This window comes from Vibrio sp. THAF190c, assembly GCF_009363355.1.
Taxonomy (GTDB): domain Bacteria; phylum Pseudomonadota; class Gammaproteobacteria; order Enterobacterales; family Vibrionaceae; genus Vibrio; species Vibrio fortis_A.
In genome coordinates this window covers 59,416-75,901 of the sequence record NZ_CP045340.1, presented here as the reverse complement: position 1 = coordinate 75,901, position 16,486 = coordinate 59,416, and the positions used below count along the sequence as shown (strand labels likewise).

Below are 16,486 nucleotides of genomic sequence, written 5' to 3'. Positions count from 1 at the left end.
TAACTCACATTTGGATGAAATAGATTCACTTAAAAACTAAAATTGGAAGCGTTCAGAGTGAATAAACGTAATTAAGGATAAAATTTCTCACACCTATGATGTAGGATGATTTTTCCATTGGTGTGGGGAATTGGGGAAATTATGTATACCAGTGACAATATGTTCACCAAGCAGAATCGATTAAATAGCTTTCAAATATCGAAGCTGCACACCTTTGAGGTGGCGGCTCGTCACTGCTCCTTTTCATTGGCTGCGGAAGAGCTAGCCTTGACCCCCAGTGCGATCTCACATCGAATCACTAAGTTGGAAGAAGAGCTGGGTATTTCACTGTTTATTCGAAGCCATCGAAAAATCACCCTCTCCGAAGAAGGACAACGTATCTACGAGTCGGTGAGCCGAGCGTTAGATGCCTTGAACCAAGATGTATTTGATGTTCAAAATGGTGACGTTTCAGGGCTGCTGACGGTGTATTGTCGCCCTTCATTCGCACAGTGCTGGTTAGTACCTAACATCCGTAATTTCCAAGAGCTGTACCCCTCGATTGAGCTCAAATTGCTCACAGGTAATGAGAATATAAAGCTTCAAGGAGATGGCATTGATGCCGCGATCTATTTTGATGCCGACCAGCCTAAACATCTCAAGTGCGAATCGCTTTTTTCAGAGACCATTATTCCTGTATGCACGCCAGAGTATGCCGATAAACTGAACTTGAGAGAGTCGGTAGAGCAACTGCGCCACGCTACATTGCTGCATGACAACCAAGCATGGGATTACGATTCAAATGAAGACGAGTGGAAGGTGTGGGCGCATGCGATTGACCTCGAAGGTGTTGAGCAATATTCTAGAATGAGCTTCGACCGTTCTGACTTAGCCGTGCTCGCCGCGCAGCATGGGGTAGGGATCGCCATGGGAAGAACCAGCTTAATCGAACCTCTGCTTTTGTCTGGCGATCTGATTGCCCCGTTTCCGAACACCCAAGTGACCTGCAAACAACACTACTACGTTGCCGTTTCACCAGAGAGGAAATCGGACAAAGTAAATCTGTTTGTGGATTGGTTGAAGGGGATGGTGGGGAAGGAGTAAGGCATGTATGTTTTGGGCTGCTATTTAGTCTTCGAATAGCTTTCGGTATCCCAAAATACTTTAAAGCACCGCTGAACATGTGCCTATCGGCAAATAGGCGTATTTCAACAGTGCAATATAACTATTACTTAAGAATACCAGCAGTTTTCCGAGCAGTGAGCGAATAAATAAGCGGGACCTGTTGATTCTTGTGTAACATCTGATAACCGACACCTGGGATATAATCTAGTCCTGTAAAACAATTGTATGGACTATAGGGCGACTCAGAGAAGGCTTCAATAGTTAACCCTGCTGCTAACAAGGCACTGATTACTTCACTAATTGAATGAGACCATGTAGCCATGACTGAAGTGGTACCATCGCAATTTTCAGTATAAGTACCTTCTTCATCAACATCGGGCTCGCTTTTTGAAAAATAGGAATAACCGCTTAATAGGTCATTGATCGGGTGGAATTCCACAAGATGAAATTTCCCCCCCTTTTTTAGTGAGCTTGCTATTGTGTTCGCCCATTCAGACAGGTCTGGTAACCAAGACAGGACGCCATATGAAGTGAAAACGATATCGAATTGGTTATCGTTAATCTGGGTAAACTGACAAACATCGCTTTCTATAAATTTCGCATTTAATCCCATCGATTCTTTGAGTAAGTTAGCCTGCTCAATCGCTTTGCTAGATAGGTCTACCCCTGTTACATCGGCACCCATACGTGCTAGTGATAGAGTGTCTTGTCCAAAATGACACTGAAGATGCAATATAGACTTGCCTTTAACATTTCCAAGTAACTTAAGCTCTGGCGAGTTTAATGAGCTTTTACCGTTTAGAAAGGATTCGACATCATAAAACTTTGACTTAATATGGACATCGGTTCGGGAGTCCCACGCCTCTTTGTTCATTTTTAAGTAATTCACTTTAATACCTAAATTAGTTTATAGAATGGATGAAATCACTTATCGCAGACAAAGATGTCGAAGGTACCCATCCCTCTTCTATGTCTTACCATGAGTGCTGCACTTACTTTCTGAAATTGAGAGTAGGTTCCTATAAAGCAACTAATACTCATCGCTTTTGGGCTAGTTTCTGGGTCTGGATGAACCAATCATCTACCTGCTCTTTTTTTGCACTAATTACTGGGCCAAAGTAGGTTGTAGAAACATTTTTGATTCCTGAAAAAGCTAAGATTGTCTTTTTTAGCTGATGATAGATAACGTTTCCTTGTACCCAGCGGTACCACAAAGGGGGAGTGTCTAGTGTAAAAATCATTTCTGAAGTTCGTCCCTTGAGCAGCTTTTTGGGAATCGTTTTTCCTTTTTCATATTTAAAAGCAAAGCCGGATAAAAATGTACGATCAATCAGCCCCTTAAATTTTGCTGGCATACTTCCCCACCATACAGGTGAGATAATGACAATATGCTGTGACCAAGCTAAATGCTGCTGAAAATGTTCTAAATCCTCTTCTAATGGGATATTTTGATCATACCCTTCTTCAAGATTAATTTTAAATTCCAAGTCGTGAAGGTGAATCACTCGAACTTGGTTTTGGCCTTCGACTGCTTTTGCATAGGTCTCACTGAGTGATTTGCAAAGGCTTTTTGATTTTGGATTCGCGTTGATGATCAGAATATTTTTGCTCATGACTTATCTCCTTTGGTAATGCGATTAAAATGCGATTCGAGAGTATGGCGCCCAAAGCTAGGTGCAACCATGTCATTGCCCAGAACAGTCAAAAAAAACTCGACAGGGCCGAACTTAGACTCAGATAGAAAGCGCTTCCCTATCCAGAGTCCAAGTTTCCTGAACGTATCGGGGAGGTGCGTTGTCTTGTTGTTTTGTTGCAGAGATGAAAAAGCGAGTTCTGCTACATCAAGGTGAGAAAAAACCTGTGGGCCTCCAACATTCAAATTACTCTCGTCGCTCTTCAAAGCATCAACAATAAAGTTGGCTAGATCTTCGCCATGAATCGGGTTGAGTTTTTGCGAACCTTTACCAAAGAGGTAGACTCGGCCCATCCGAGCCATGTCTAAGAAGTCCTCCATATCAGAAAAAAAACCTGTTGGTCGAATGACACAGTGTGGCATCTGAGATTTCTTTAGATAGTCAACAAAACGCTCTTTTGCATCACACAAAGCGACATCTCTGAACTCATTTCCTCGGAATACTGACACGTAGATAAACTTTTTGACGCCAGCCTTTTGAGCCTCATCTAGCACATTTATGTTTGCTTGGTAGTCGACATCCATATAACTCAGCCCATCTTTTTGTCTGGTTATACCTAAACAAGAGATAACGCAATCGACGTCCTCAAGCTGGCCCTTAAGTGAATCGGGTGAAGTAACGTTAACTTGTCGTATCGATTTGTCAGAAACACCAGCCTCTATCAATTTCGTTTTAGAGCGAACTAGGTATCGGGTTTGAAAGCCTCGTTCTTCCAATACTTTACAAACGAAGGTGCCTAAATAGCCAGTAGCACCAATAACCGCGATAGTATTCATCGTATCTTCCTCTAGGTTTGTGATTTTTTACTTAAAATCCGTGCGCGAGAACTAAAGAAATTTATAAAAAACTCCAGTCGGTTACAAAATGTATCAATCCGGATTGTTGAGTTGTAACCAGTTCGCATGATCTACAGCACCAAACTCCATCAACTCAGAGGCCAATTGAATGCCACATTTTTCAGCTTCAATGGTTCGAGATGACCAGAGCAGGTGAATGCTTAGATCGCTCATGGGCGGTTCTTTTCTGTAAATGGATACTTTAGGAGCATTTGTGGTGCTTTTCAGCGCACCAAGCAAGCTTAAAAGCTTCTTTTCAAGCACCTTTCTTTGAGATGTGCGTATAGTGATGGTTTCTAACCACATTTTTATCTTTTCATTCTGTTTACTTGACTTCTGTAATTGCAGAAGATGTGCCAAAAAATAAAAGTTATTAAAAACAATGATATAGATGCTGGCTGATTAAGAAGTGTTATATTTCGCAAAAATGTGTTGTCATATATCACAATTACTGTGTGGAGTGTGAAATATGACAACTAATATGGATGATGCTTTTTTCCGTAAGGCGACAGCGACTATCTGCGGGCATTTGAAACCTGAAGACGGATTGCGTGGTTGTGCAGAACTACTGTCCAAAGTAATGCCTGTAGGAAATATGTACTTAGAAGTCTATGAACATGAATTGGGCGCAATTCGTTCTATTGCACGAGCAACACCAGAGATTGGTGAGTCAATGGATATGCTTGTGAATATGACTGCCGCACAGCGCAAAGTCATTACGAGCTTCAGAAACCAATCTCCAAGAGACAATGTATTCATTGTTAATGAACCCAAAGCCGATCCAGTTTCTAAAGCGATGCTTGATGCTCTAGGGCTACCACTTGAAACGTCAGTGCTCGGCGCTTATCCATCAATAGATAACGAGGCTGTAGGTAGCGTCGTTGTTACAGCTCCGGGAGAGTTTCAATTTACGGAAGAGCATGCAGCGCTATTCGGTTTGCTAAAGGTACCGTTTGCAGTAGCTATACAAAATGCGGCAAGCTATCGAGAAATCCTCCGATTAAAGGATCTTCTCGACGACGACAACCACTTTTTACAGCAGGAGCTCATTCGAAATTCGGGTATACAGATTGTAGGAGCAGACTTTGGGTTACGCGATGTCATTGTCGCTTCTCAACAAGTCGCGTTGCATGACAGTCCTGTGTTGCTCACGGGTGAAACTGGTGTAGGTAAAGATGTTATTGCCAACCATATTCACCAAATTTCCCACCGTTATTCAGGTCCAATGATAAAGGTCAATTGTGGTGCTATTCCTGATTCCTTAATGGATAGCGAGCTATTTGGTCACGAAAAAGGAGCGTTTACCGGAGCTCTTCAGAAAAAGCGAGGCCGCTTTGAGCGTGCTCACGGTGGAACTATCTTTCTAGATGAAATAGGTGAGCTTACTTTACCTGCTCAAACCAGACTACTTCGTATTTTACAAAATAAGGAGATAGAGAGAGTTGGTGGAGAAAAAACTATTGAACTGGATATTCGTGTTATCGCTGCAACCCATCGAGATTTAAGAGAAATGGTTAGACAAGGAGAATTTCGTGAGGATCTATGGTATCGACTTAACGTGTTTCCAATCAATATACCGCCTCTTCGAACTCGAAAAGAGGACATACCAGCATTAACGGAGTTTCTTGTTCAACAAAAATGTAAACGTCTCAACTTGATAGAGACACCACGAATGTCTCCTGCCGTAATCGACCAACTAATGTCGTATGATTGGCCAGGTAATGTGCGAGAGCTCGAAAATGTGATTGAACGGTCTCTAATTTTATCGGAAGGAAGAGAATTGAAAGTAGAGGATCTTTTATTAAATACGCCAAGAAGAGAGCAGCCACAAGCTCCAACTTTAGGCGGCTCTCGCCCTATGACTCTTGACGAGGTAACCCGAAAGCACATTATAGAAGTGCTCAACTCTGTAGATGGTAAAGTACATGGTAGCAATGGTGCTGCTGCAATTCTGAATGTTAACCCGAGCACTCTTCGTTCTCGCATGAACAAATTAGGGATTGTATATGGTCGAAGTTCTTAAGCTAAAACTATAATTTTCTTACGCTGTGAGATTTAATGGAGATAGTTACGCTTCACAACCATTTTTTAGCTTTTGCTCGACAAGGTTACAAATATCAAACTGGTGTTACATGTGCCATTTATTCGGCGATAAATTCAAACCGATGCCAATGCCGCTATGACGAAGCGCTTTAGTAGACGCTTGAGTATGAAAAACGATACTGGAAACCTCGACGTGCTTATGTCGAGGTTTTTCAGATTTATAACCCTGTTGTTCGGAAATTAAAGCCCAGATAAGTCAGCATAGATTCTATACTCACGAATTAAACCATCCTGCAACCTTAAAACTGTCGCAAAGTTCGCTTTATGGGGAGTCCCGTCAAGGCGAATATAACTTACTTGACCATCACACATTAAGTCATCACCATCTTCGTATATCCCATAAAACGAGTGGCTCATCGAATGAATTGTCGTGAAAAACTGGGCGTTAATGGCCAGAACACTATCGATCCCCTTTACTGGGTCAGAATTCGAGAATACGAATGATACATCTGGATGAAGAAGCTCTGCCAAAGCTTGAGTATCTTTCGCATCAACCGCGTTATAAAGAGTTCGAACAAAATTGCGATAAGTCGTCATATTATTTCTCCAGTTTAATTGAATTAGGATTTGTTGAATAGATACAAGCTGCAACCCAATAGTAAAATGGCCAGTACAAGCTCGAATGTCATCGCCTCTCTATAGACAGTGACACCAATTAATACACCAGTGACCGTCACTACATTTCCGACTTGACTGAACCCAACACCATCAGTCACTTGCTGGAAACGAAATGTCAGTAAGTAGCTCAGCGCAGCATTGATGGTCATCACTCCCAGCACCCACTCATAGCCTGTGGCAACCCAACCAGCAGAGATGTTTGACACGGGGAGCCAAAGAAGGCTCTGGATTGTCAACATTCCAGCCGCTAAAGCGATAGGGTTGGCTTTCGAGGGAAATGCCTTGCTGCGATAAACATTTCCGGCGCCCAACAGTAGAGGGACGGCGAGAGCAATGAGTAAGCTTTTGATAGTGACTTCTGTTTCCAGCGAAGGATTAACTGTAACCAACAACGCAGATAGCAATCCGACAAAAATACCTATGGTTTTAGATTTCGTGAGGCTTTTGCGTTCAAAAGGAAAGGCGAACAATAAGGTGAAGATCGGCGAGAGTGTTACGAGAACACTAAAGGTGCTGGCGTTGAGCTCTTGCAAAGCAAGGCTTGAGGCCAAATTAGGCAAGCTTACCCCCAGTAACCCTGCAACTACATAATACTGAAAATGGTTAAACTCTGATATTTTGAGTTTTTTCTGAATAAGCAGCAGCAAGATAAGTACAAATGCGGCCCCGGCCATAGGCATAACGGTCACATCGATTGGGGCGAGCCCATTCGTCACTGCATATTTAGACAAGGCAAAATTGCATGCCACCAATACACCGATGGATACCACATAGAATAGCTTTTGTAACCAAGCACGGTTTTTGCTCTCGACGTGTTTTGCGCTTGTTATAGGTAGTACTTTCATCATTGCTCTCCATTGGTCGGGGAATAACAACATCATACGGCGGCTTTGACGTATCCAGAAGAGGGCATATACTATACACACCGTATCCAAAATGGAGACAGTTATGGATAACCTTGACGCTATCCCTTTCTTCTTGGAAGTAGTGAAACAAGGAAGCTTTGCCAAAGCTGCACGCGTAATTGGTATTTCTCGCTCCGCAGTCAATAAACGGGTAGTTCAGCTAGAAGAGAGTTTGGGTGTTCGACTGCTCCACAGGACCACGCGCCAAGTCTCTTTGACAGAGTCGGGTGCCAACTTCCATAGATATATAAGAAAAGCAGACTATTGGATTAAAAAAGCGGAAGATGCTGCAACTAGCCAGCAAAATCAGCCATTAGGAACACTTAAAATTAGTGCCCCTATGTCCTTTGGGCGCTTGACGATCGCACCTTTAATTCCTTCATTCCTTGAGCAATACCCAGGCATCAATATCGATATGACCATGAGTGATGACTACATTGATGTTGTTGCAGGAGGTTATGATGTGGCGATTCGCGGCGGTGACCTTACAGATTCTAGTTTGATTGCGCGCAAACTCATGACGAGTCGAAGTATCGTATGTGCAGCGCCGAGTTACTTTGCCAAATCCGGACTCAGTCACCCCACAATGCCTTCGGAGTTAAGTCAGTATAATGCGCTTGTGTATCGGCACTCAGCTGAAACGATGGAGTGGACATTTGCCCAAGAAAGTAAAATTGAGAGTGTAACTGTTCATGGCAACTACCGAGTGAATAATAGCGAGGCATTGCTAACCGCTGTGCTTCAGGGCATAGGACTGGCTAGGCTTCCAGACTTTATTGCAATGCGATACGTTCAATCGGGAGAGCTGACTCAACTGCTGACGGACTATGTCATGCAAGAAAAGAGTATTTATGCGATTTTTCCAGAGCGAGACCACATGCCAATAAAACTGCGTGTGTTTTTAGATTACTTGACGAAGGAGCTGACACCAGTCCTCAGTTAATGGCTGAGAAAATGGATTAATGCACTGACCGTCGCTGAATGTTCTTTGTGTTGAGGGTAAACAGCGTATAAATCATGATTCGCGACGCTCCACTCTTGCAGAACATGCTGCAATCTCCCATCCATCAATTCTTCGCGTACCATCATTTCTGGCGCAAGCATTATACCTAGACCTTGAAGACAAGCTTGCTTGAGAGCAAGTGTATTGTTGGTTTGCATACGAACATTTGTAGCTTCCACTTGGCATTCCTCTTTTTCAGAAAAAAAGGTCCAGCGTGTGGGAGATGACGATAAGCTATACACCAAGCAAGAGTGCTGATATATATCTGTGGGGTGATTTAACTCTCTGTTGGATGAACTGAGATAGCTAGGCGATACACAAAGCACACGTGGAAGAGTATCGAGCTTTTTGGCGCGTAAAGTAGAGTCTTGCAAATGCCCACTGCCACGAACCGCGACATCAATGCCATTTGAGACTAGGTCAACCTGTTCATCAGACAAAATGACATTTAGCTTTACGTCTGGATATTGAGTCGCAAATAAACACAATTTCGGCTGAATAGATACAAGCCCTAGTGACATAGGGATAGTAATAGTAACAACACCACTTACTGTGTTTGATGCCGCCTTTGCATTTTGGTCTGCAACATCCCATAGATTTAGAAGTTCGCGAACGCGATAATAGTACTCTTGCCCGTTGGGTGTGACATGCATGGTACGAGTCGTGCGTTTTATCAAAGCTGTGCCCAAATGCTGCTCTAACTCCGCAATATTTTTGCTCACAGCTGCGCGAGACAATCCTAAGTCTTCAGCAGCACCATAAAAACTCCTAAGTTCCACCACTCTCTTGAATACCTTGATCGCAACGAGTTTATCCATATTTTGTTTACTCACAGTAAATTGTATTGCCACTACAATGACCTTAATTTTTTATGAGTAAACATTATAGTAACGACTAACGCAACAGATAAACTTGAGGTTCGTTATGAAAAAGATTCTTGCCATCTCCGGCAGCAACCACGCACAGTCGATTAACACTAAATTACTCAAACATGCTATATCGCATATTGAAACTCACACAGTGACCTATTTAGACATGACCGAGTATCCTTTGCCTATATACAGTCAGGATATTGAGGCAGCCGGAATTCCGGATAATGCAAAAGTACTATGGGATATATTCGCCAGCCATGATGCTTTGATTTTTTCGGTGCCAGAACACAACGGATTAATGCCTGTATTTCTAAAAAACGTGATTGATTGGTTATCTAGAATGGCAACCAAAGATACAGGTTTCTTTGGCACGCCCAACATCCCGGTCCTATTACTTAGTACCTCTCCAGGAGCAAATGGAGGAGCGACTAGCCTACAAACGATGAAGGGCTTGATGCCTTGGTGGGGCGCCGAGGTGACTGCAACGTATAGTCTTGGTAACTTCAACACCCACTTCCTTAACGAAAAGTTTACTAATGAGACAGCTCTGGCCATCAAACAACTGGTATCTGACTTTGAAAAAAACGTGTGAGGTATATTCAAATGGCTATTCGAATCGAATTTTTCCACGATGTAGTATGTGGTTGGTGTTATATTCAATCACCCATCCTTCGCAAAATCCAAGAAAAATACAATGTTGAAGTTATACACCGTTGCTTCGTTTTGCAAAGAACACCACAAGAAATGGCAGTTAGATTTGGCTCACTAAATAACGCCAAAAAAGAAATTCTCAGACATTGGGAGTCCTGCCAAAAGTTTGAGGGGTCGGTAGGGCGATTTAACATTGAAGGCATGAATAAAGCTTCATTTAGCTACCCGAGTGGGATGCTAGCAGCTCAAGCGTGCAAGGCTTCGGACAGATTAGCGGGACCAAGTGCTCATTGGGACATGTTTGACGCTTTACAACGCGCTCATTTACAACGAGCTGAAAATATTGGCGACCTTGATGTTGTTTTAAAAACGGCTGTTCAATTAGGATTTGATTCCAACGAGTTCCTCAAGGCTATGTATGATCTATCGACATTTGAAAGCATTGAAGAGGATAATCGATGGGCTAGAGAGCTGGATATTCAGACCATACCCGCATTTTCGGTTAATGGGGATGAGGTGTTCAGAAGTACGACACGATACGAAGCGCTGGATGCTTACTTCAGTATATTAACGGTAACGTGATTTCGTGTTGCATAGTATCCGTTACCATGACTTTTATTAAGTGTTATTTACTCGTTTTGATAACAGTCTTACCCATCCGTCATTGATTGGGTTTATGACATGCTGTTTAATCTACTTTGCTTACACAGACGTAATCTACGCCACTAAAGCGATGAAGCTACCGACTCTTTTGGGTAGCTTCATTTGTTATCTCTCAATCATTCAAGAAATAAGTGAGTTGTCCTATAAACTAGTGAGTCCTATCAGGAGTAAAAAGCAGAACGAAGTTGAAAAACAAGAAAGTGAGTGATAATAAAAACAGAACCAAATTATCAGTGTACACGTCCAATCCATGCACTGAGAAACCACCCGCTATAATAGACGAAAACTGAAATGTGTCTCTCCCTTTCCACTTTATAAGGAAATGGACGAGGGTGGTAATTAAAGTAAGAATAAAAATAGTCATTTATGTCGGGTAAAAAATGCAATAAACGCTGGAAAAGCTGCCACAATTAATGTGCCTGTGGATCCCAAAGTTTGAATCGTTTCCACAGACCCTAAGGTTATCTTAAAGCTTGAATTATCAATAACAATACCTATATAAATGGTGATAAATTCAAATTAAATCAGTCCAATAACATTAAAAACTTTCACAAAGCTCTCTAGTATTGAAGGTTGTAACTAACGTCTCACTCAGCGGCTTTGTGGCGTAAAAATGGCAAAGCCGTGGTTAAACGTCAGCTGGAGTAATTTATGATACAGTTTTAACAACAATCCCAGTAAAAGTAGGACTTCTCAAATTCTCTGTTTTTGAGATGTTCTGGTGAAATAAAAATATGACCTATACCGCTATCACCAAACATAATTTCGTCATCAACATCGATTTGTAGAATTTGCACATCATGTTGTTGGTCGCATTCGTAATCTCGTGGGTCGCCTTGTGTAAAGTCAGCATACCCACCTATCTTATGTCCCTCGTTAGTAAAATAGCTCTCAAATGCTTCTTTATGTTTTCCCGATAATGACTCTTCAAAGTCCCAATAATCTTTACCATCGAAATCAAATGAGAACTGACAGTCTTCACTATTTCCGGTATCTATAGCTTTCACAAATTCTAATTTATGTATTTTCCAAACGGGAAGCTCTTTGTACATATCGTTATCTATCGGAGGGAGATCGTTTCGTTGAGGTTTGTTCGCCTCAGTGCCCGTGATAAAGATGAACTTTTCCTCTCCTGACATATCCCACCAATCTTTCGTTTTGAAATAAAGCTGAAGGATCCCCTCATCCGGGACCCCCTCTAACAATGGCACTTCGGAAAAATTAATTTGAGCAATTAAGACTAGCGGGTCACCACATTCATCTGTCGGGTACTCCATCCCTTCCGGAACAAATGGAACTCCTAAAAACTTGCTACGCTTTATGTCTAAAGGATCCTTATCTAGCTCATAATCCAAAGCAGTTGCTTTGATAGAGACATATGATCTTTGCTTAGCGATTAAGTCTTCTGAAAACTTCTTTAGTACTTCTGGTATTGCTACTTCTGCCATCGTTTAATTCTCGGCTTATTGACTTATGGATAACGTCGTAATCATGGGCGCCTACAAAGACACCAACAACTTGTTACTTTCTCTGGTTGACCTTGTTACACATTAGTCTTCCATTAAGATCTTCATCATTTGCTGATGGTGATTTAGAAAGTCTTTAGTGATTGCGTAATGCTCAGTGTCTTCATACGCGACTTCATAGATTCCCGTATTGGAGAACTGATATATCTTGGCTCTTGGGTAAGCTAATAAAATAGGGGAGTGTGTAGCGATTATAAATTGAGAATTCTCTTCCACCAATTGATGTATCGCTGATACAGCAGCCATTTGACGGGCTGGCGATAGCGCAGCCTCGGGTTCATCCATGATGTATAACCCGTTCCCACGAAGCTTATTGGTTAATGTTGCCTGAAAGACTCACCGTGAGATTGCTGGTGAAGAGATCTGCCACCATAGCCTTGCAAATATCCGGTTTCGTCCATTAAGGTCGCGACATTGTAGAAGTTCTCTGCTCTAAGAAAATAACCGTCTCTAGGGTGCTTAAAGCTCTTTATCGGCTTGATGAATTCGTGCAGCTCTGAATGCGTACGGCTGGTCGAGAAAGTTGAATTCTTCGTCCCTCCTTCTGGGTTGAATCCTTGCGAAACGGCAATCGCCTCGATAAGAGTGGATTTCCCTGTCCCATTCTCTCCGACGAAGAAGGTGACATCAGGATGAAATTCGAGATGGTCTAATTCTTTGACCGCAGGAATAGAGAAGGGGTAGCTTTCGAAGTCACTAATGTTGTCGCGCTTTAACTGTATTTCTCTAAGATATGGTCTGTCTTCGAAGCTCATGCTTTCCTTGTATGCAATGTTATTTATTGGAGTACTCGTTATCCAACGATATAACTTTGTGAGAAATATCACCAATATCAATATTATTCAATCAATTTTATAAAATCATATGCATTGTTGCTTGATAATTGTACGGGTGTTTGGGTTGCGTCGTTTCGAGTAAGGGAGTTTCAACAATGCTGAATGTCTCCAATAATCATGGAGAACAACGTATACGTTTATTATCCACATCTGACAATGGTTTATTATCGCACTTTCAACCCGGTAAAAACCGCATCTATACCCAGTTAATGCCGGGTGAATTTCATGCTCAATATACAGAAGTCAATCTTGATCACGTTCAGCTGTTCACCGAGAGCTTTAACTTAGGGGCGAGAATTCAAGCTAACCCAGATAAACGCTTTTTACCTTTTGCTGCCATTATTTCTAACGGAACTCTCGGCAGTTTCTATGGTTGCGACTTGCCTGATAAACCCTTCATTCAAGCAACCGGTGGAGAGTGGGATATACAGGTATTGAATCAACTTCAGTACGTATGTGCCGCCTTCGAAAGGGAACATTTTTATATTCAGTACCAACGTCTTACTGAGCAAGCTTTTCCTAAACAGTGGTTATCCAGTCGAGTCGCCAGTACGTCTGATAGTGCTTTAATTGCCTATCGTCTTGGCTTACAACGAATGATCTTACTGTTGCAGCAAAACCCGATGCTTCTTAACTATCCATCTATTTGTAAGTTGTTGGGCGATACGGCAATGAAACTGGTACTCGATGTGTTAACGCCCACTTTAGAAAGGCGTGAAGAATTAAAGCCGTTTTCAAAAAGGAACCTTGGTGTACGTCGAGTCATTGAGTTTCTTGATAGCAATGCACATCTACTACCAACAATTGCGGAGCTATGTCAGGTCGCGAATCTTAGCGAACGTAGTCTTCAATATGGCTTTCGCGAAATGCTTGGTGTCACCCCCATTCAATACTTGCGAGTAGTGAGGCTCAATGGCGCCCATCGAGATCTCATCCGAGCGGATCATCAAGGTAATGTCAAAGTGGTCAACATTGCTCTCAAATGGGGCTTTCTTGAACTAGGCCGATTTGCTAAAGATTATTACCGTTTTTACAACCAACTCCCGTCACAAACTTTGAAGCAAGCACGTTAATTGTGTGTCTCAAATATGCAACTCCTTTATATTTGCGGATATTGCATATTAAGTGGGCGACATATTGATAGCATTTATGAGTTAAGGGCAGAACACCTACCCGTACTTAACTCATAAGGGATTGATATATGAACAAGAATGTAGTTGCTTTAGTGATATTGACGTTGTCGACTGGCGCAATCGCTAATGACTCTAAACCCGCCTCAAAGGCAACCATCGCGGCCAACCAAAAAGTATTACAAACCTTACCCTTTAACAACAAAGAAGACTTTGAGAATGCCCAGCGAGGTTTAATCGCTGTTCAGGACACTGTCACTGTTAAAAATGAAAATGGTGACGTTGTATGGGATTTAGAGTCCTATAAAAAGTACATCTCTTTGGACAAAGCCGCGCCAGATAGCGTGAACCCAAGTTTGTGGCGAAATGCGCAGCTGAATATGATCAATGGTTTGTTCAAGGTAACGGATGGCATTTACCAAGTTCGCGGTTATGACTTATCAAACATCACCTTTGTTGAAGGGAAAAAAGGTTGGATTGTATTTGATCCACTCATTTCTCAGGAAGTCGCAAAGGCGGCATTGGAGTTCGTCAACCAGGAGTTGGGTGAGCGACCAGTTACCGCAATCATCTATAGTCATAGCCATTTAGACCATTTTGGCGGTGTGCGTGGGATCGTCGATGAGAAAGATGTGAAAGCGGGTAAGGTTGAGATTATCGCGTCGCATGGATTCACCGAGCACGCGGTATCGGAAAATGTTATTGCCGGTAATGCGATGGGACGCCGCGCGATCTACATGTATGGCGCCTTATTACCTCGAAATGAGTTTGGTGGGGTGAATGGGGGTTTGGGCCAAACCACTTCTACAGGGTTAGCCACATTAATTGAGCCAACGGACTTCATCGAAAAAACAGGTGAAGAGAGAGTGGTGGATGGCGTTAAGTTGGTATTTCAGTACACACCGGGCACCGAAGCGCCGACTGAAATGAATACGTGGATTCCTGAGAAAAAAGCGCTGTGGATGGCAGAAAATACCACGAACACCATGCATAACATCCTGACTTTGCGTGGTGCTCAAGTGCGTGATGCGTTGAAGTGGTCGAGTTACTTGAATGAAACGATTGAGATGTGGGGGGATGAGGTTGAAGTTAAGTTCCAAAGCCACCACTGGCCAGTATGGGGACAACAAGACATCGTAGATTATTTTAAGAAACAAAGAGATATCTACAAGTTTACCCACGATCAATCTGTCCGTTTGATGAACCAAGGCTATACGGGCGAAGAGATTTCTGAATTAATCACGTTACCAAAATCGTTGGAAGAGAACTGGGCAACTCGTGGTTATTACGGCACGTTACGTCACAACAGCCGAGCGGTTTACCAACGCTATATGGGCTGGTACACAGGTAACCCTTCTGATCTGAACAATCTACCGCCAACAAATGCAGCCGTAAACTATGTTGATTATATGGGCGGTGAGCAAGCCGTGTTGGAAAAAGCCCAAGCCGATTTTGCCCAAGGAAATTATCGCTGGGTTGCTGAGGTACTAAAGCATGTTGTGTTCGCGAACCCTCAGTCTAAAAAGGGTAAAGCGTTACTAGCCGATACGTATGAGCAACTAGGATATCAAGCGGAGTCTGGGCCTTGGCGTTCGGTTTATTTGCAGGGAGCTTATGAACTTCGTAACGGTACTCCTGAATCTGGCGGGCTAACGACTGCGTCTCCAGACATTATTAAAAACATGCCTCCAGAAATGTTGTTTGACTACCTATCGGTACGAATCCTGCCAGAAAAAGCGGAAGGCAAGGACTTTTCTATCAACATAACGTTTACCGACTTGGAAGAAGCTTACACTTTGTCGATGGAAAACTCGGTGCTTAATTATTCTCGTGAGATAGAGACAAAACCGGATGTGAGCTTAATCTTGTCTAAGAAAACGTTGGATGATGTTCAATTGGGACAAGTGACGTTGGAGAGTGCGGTTGCGAACGGTGACTTGGTGATTGAGGGCGACTCTGAAGTGTTCAAGGAATTTATGGGCATGCTGGATAGCTTTAAGTTCTGGTTTAACATAGTGACGCCTTAAGCGATGAGAACGATAGCAATAGTCTTCACTATGTGCCTGTCGTTAAGTGCAGGCCCATTAAGGGCTTGCACATTTGACGGCGTGTTCACAAATCCTTTCACGGAAAGTTACCCTGGTGCGTTTGATGTTGCACTTGCCACACACAAAGAACTGAGTGAAGGGACTATCACGAAGCCGACCTTACGTGAGGGAATTCCCGGTTTGCAACAAACCAGCTGGTGGCTAAAGCTACTAGCAAAAAGCCTGAACACTAAGTCGATGGATGATACTTACCTATACGTTATCGATAGTCACTTGTGGGCCAAGAAAAGAGCGGACAAGTTAGAAGTTCATGTAACCAAACCCAATCAAAAGGAGAGGGTCCTTATTTTATCTGCAGCTGCATTATCTAGTATTGTAACGGGGGAGATATCCTATCAAGATGCGTTGGAACTGGGCGTGGCCAAATTTAAATAATGTTTATTCTTCTGCGCTTATATGGACGTAATTTACGCCGCTAAAATGATGAAGCTACCAAC

General features: G+C 42.6%; 16 protein-coding genes and 1 pseudogene. 8 read left to right on the top strand and 9 right to left on the bottom strand.

Going from position 1 to position 16,486, the window contains the following annotated elements; all coding sequences use genetic code 11:
• Positions 1–141: 141 nt before the first annotated feature.
• Positions 142–1,083, top strand: a complete 942-nt coding sequence (gene dsdC / locus FIV04_RS22980) for a DNA-binding transcriptional regulator DsdC (RefSeq protein WP_152470761.1) — start codon at positions 142–144, stop codon at positions 1,081–1,083.
• A 124-nt stretch (positions 1,084–1,207) separates the two neighbouring features.
• Here dsdC and FIV04_RS22975 read toward each other — a convergent pair whose 3' ends face one another.
• From FIV04_RS22975 to FIV04_RS22960, 4 genes are all read right to left on the bottom strand, one after another.
• Complete coding sequence (locus tag FIV04_RS22975) at positions 1,208–1,993, bottom strand: bifunctional 2-polyprenyl-6-hydroxyphenol methylase/3-demethylubiquinol 3-O-methyltransferase UbiG (RefSeq protein WP_152470760.1); 786 nt, start codon at positions 1,991–1,993, stop codon at positions 1,208–1,210.
• 148 nt (positions 1,994–2,141) lie between these two features.
• Positions 2,142–2,717 carry an NAD(P)H-dependent oxidoreductase gene (locus tag FIV04_RS22970; protein WP_152470759.1) on the bottom strand — a complete coding sequence of 192 codons (576 nt, stop codon included), beginning with the start codon at positions 2,715–2,717 and terminating at the stop codon, positions 2,142–2,144.
• Positions 2,714–3,574, bottom strand: coding sequence for an SDR family oxidoreductase (locus FIV04_RS22965; RefSeq protein WP_152470758.1), 861 nt, complete (start codon positions 3,572–3,574; stop codon positions 2,714–2,716). Before FIV04_RS22965 ends, FIV04_RS22970 begins: the two co-directional genes overlap by 4 nt.
• A gap of 93 nt (positions 3,575–3,667) precedes the next feature.
• Positions 3,668–3,940: a hypothetical protein gene (locus FIV04_RS22960; RefSeq protein ID WP_152470757.1), complete on the bottom strand. Its 273-nt coding sequence runs from the start codon at positions 3,938–3,940 to the stop codon at positions 3,668–3,670.
• 163 nt (positions 3,941–4,103) lie between these two features.
• On the opposite strand from FIV04_RS22960, the gene FIV04_RS22955 reads away from it, so the two are divergent.
• Positions 4,104–5,657: a sigma-54-dependent Fis family transcriptional regulator gene (locus FIV04_RS22955; protein WP_253895616.1), complete on the top strand. Its 1,554-nt coding sequence runs from the start codon at positions 4,104–4,106 to the stop codon at positions 5,655–5,657.
• 260 nt (positions 5,658–5,917) lie between these two features.
• Here FIV04_RS22955 and FIV04_RS22950 read toward each other — a convergent pair whose 3' ends face one another.
• Both FIV04_RS22950 and FIV04_RS22945 read right to left on the bottom strand, forming a co-directional pair.
• On the bottom strand, positions 5,918–6,274 hold the full coding sequence (locus tag FIV04_RS22950) for a nuclear transport factor 2 family protein (RefSeq protein ID WP_152470756.1): 357 nt from the start codon (positions 6,272–6,274) through the stop codon (positions 5,918–5,920).
• Between the two features lie 23 nt (positions 6,275–6,297).
• On the bottom strand, positions 6,298–7,203 hold the full coding sequence (locus FIV04_RS22945; RefSeq protein WP_253895612.1) for a DMT family transporter: 906 nt from the start codon (positions 7,201–7,203) through the stop codon (positions 6,298–6,300).
• Between the two features lie 100 nt (positions 7,204–7,303).
• On the opposite strand from FIV04_RS22945, the gene FIV04_RS22940 reads away from it, so the two are divergent.
• Positions 7,304–8,203, top strand: coding sequence for a LysR family transcriptional regulator (locus tag FIV04_RS22940; protein WP_152470755.1), 900 nt, complete (start codon positions 7,304–7,306; stop codon positions 8,201–8,203).
• On the opposite strand, the gene FIV04_RS22935 is transcribed toward FIV04_RS22940, so the two are convergent.
• Positions 8,200–9,114, bottom strand: coding sequence for a LysR family transcriptional regulator (locus FIV04_RS22935; RefSeq protein ID WP_152470754.1), 915 nt, complete (start codon positions 9,112–9,114; stop codon positions 8,200–8,202). The two genes, FIV04_RS22940 and FIV04_RS22935, sit on opposite strands and share 4 nt — an antisense overlap.
• Positions 9,115–9,187: 73 nt before the next feature.
• Here FIV04_RS22935 and FIV04_RS22930 point away from each other — a divergent pair, with 73 nt between their 5' ends.
• Both FIV04_RS22930 and FIV04_RS22925 read left to right on the top strand, forming a co-directional pair.
• The gene (locus FIV04_RS22930) at positions 9,188–9,727 is read left to right on the top strand and encodes an NADPH-dependent FMN reductase (RefSeq protein WP_152470753.1); all 540 of its coding nucleotides are present in this window, start codon (positions 9,188–9,190) and stop codon (positions 9,725–9,727) included.
• A gap of 11 nt (positions 9,728–9,738) precedes the next feature.
• A complete protein-coding gene (locus FIV04_RS22925; RefSeq protein ID WP_152470752.1) occupies positions 9,739–10,368 on the top strand; it encodes a DsbA family protein in 630 nt (209 codons plus the stop codon).
• 743 nt (positions 10,369–11,111) lie between these two features.
• On the opposite strand, the gene FIV04_RS22920 is transcribed toward FIV04_RS22925, so the two are convergent.
• A complete protein-coding gene (locus tag FIV04_RS22920; protein WP_152470751.1) occupies positions 11,112–11,897 on the bottom strand; it encodes a YwqG family protein in 786 nt (261 codons plus the stop codon).
• 102 nt (positions 11,898–11,999) lie between these two features.
• Positions 12,000–12,730, bottom strand: a pseudogene (locus FIV04_RS22915) (AAA family ATPase).
• A 176-nt stretch (positions 12,731–12,906) separates the two neighbouring features.
• Here FIV04_RS22915 and FIV04_RS22910 point away from each other — a divergent pair.
• The 3 genes from FIV04_RS22910 to FIV04_RS22900 all read left to right on the top strand — a co-directional run bounded on the left by FIV04_RS22910 (position 12,907) and on the right by FIV04_RS22900 (position 16,424).
• Complete coding sequence (locus tag FIV04_RS22910; protein ID WP_152470750.1) at positions 12,907–13,884, top strand: helix-turn-helix domain-containing protein; 978 nt, start codon at positions 12,907–12,909, stop codon at positions 13,882–13,884.
• Positions 13,885–14,012: 128 nt separating this feature from the next.
• A complete protein-coding gene (locus FIV04_RS22905; RefSeq protein WP_152470749.1) occupies positions 14,013–15,968 on the top strand; it encodes an alkyl/aryl-sulfatase in 1,956 nt (651 codons plus the stop codon).
• A 30-nt stretch (positions 15,969–15,998) separates the two neighbouring features.
• On the top strand, positions 15,999–16,424 hold the full coding sequence (locus FIV04_RS22900) for a hypothetical protein (RefSeq protein WP_172974312.1): 426 nt from the start codon (positions 15,999–16,001) through the stop codon (positions 16,422–16,424).
• The last annotated feature ends 62 nt before the right edge of the window (positions 16,425–16,486 follow it).

Bases quoted from the DNA above. Each gene is read 5' to 3' on its own strand.
- dsdC (WP_152470761.1), top strand. From the start codon at position 142: ATGTATACCAGTGACAATATGTTCACCAAGCAGAATCGATTAAATAGC.
- FIV04_RS22970 (WP_152470759.1), bottom strand. From the start codon at position 2,717: ATGAGCAAAAATATTCTGATCATCAACGCGAATCCAAAATCAAAAAGC.
- FIV04_RS22965 (WP_152470758.1), bottom strand. From the start codon at position 3,574: ATGAATACTATCGCGGTTATTGGTGCTACTGGCTATTTAGGCACCTTC.
- FIV04_RS22960 (WP_152470757.1), bottom strand. From the start codon at position 3,940: ATGTGGTTAGAAACCATCACTATACGCACATCTCAAAGAAAGGTGCTT.
- FIV04_RS22955 (WP_253895616.1), top strand. From the start codon at position 4,104: ATGACAACTAATATGGATGATGCTTTTTTCCGTAAGGCGACAGCGACT.
- FIV04_RS22950 (WP_152470756.1), bottom strand. From the start codon at position 6,274: ATGACGACTTATCGCAATTTTGTTCGAACTCTTTATAACGCGGTTGAT.
- FIV04_RS22945 (WP_253895612.1), bottom strand. From the start codon at position 7,203: ATGATGAAAGTACTACCTATAACAAGCGCAAAACACGTCGAGAGCAAA.
- FIV04_RS22940 (WP_152470755.1), top strand. From the start codon at position 7,304: ATGGATAACCTTGACGCTATCCCTTTCTTCTTGGAAGTAGTGAAACAA.
- FIV04_RS22930 (WP_152470753.1), top strand. From the start codon at position 9,188: ATGAAAAAGATTCTTGCCATCTCCGGCAGCAACCACGCACAGTCGATT.
- FIV04_RS22925 (WP_152470752.1), top strand. From the start codon at position 9,739: ATGGCTATTCGAATCGAATTTTTCCACGATGTAGTATGTGGTTGGTGT.
- FIV04_RS22920 (WP_152470751.1), bottom strand. From the start codon at position 11,897: ATGGCAGAAGTAGCAATACCAGAAGTACTAAAGAAGTTTTCAGAAGAC.
- FIV04_RS22910 (WP_152470750.1), top strand. From the start codon at position 12,907: ATGCTGAATGTCTCCAATAATCATGGAGAACAACGTATACGTTTATTA.
- FIV04_RS22905 (WP_152470749.1), top strand. From the start codon at position 14,013: ATGAACAAGAATGTAGTTGCTTTAGTGATATTGACGTTGTCGACTGGC.
- FIV04_RS22900 (WP_172974312.1), top strand. From the start codon at position 15,999: ATGTGCCTGTCGTTAAGTGCAGGCCCATTAAGGGCTTGCACATTTGAC.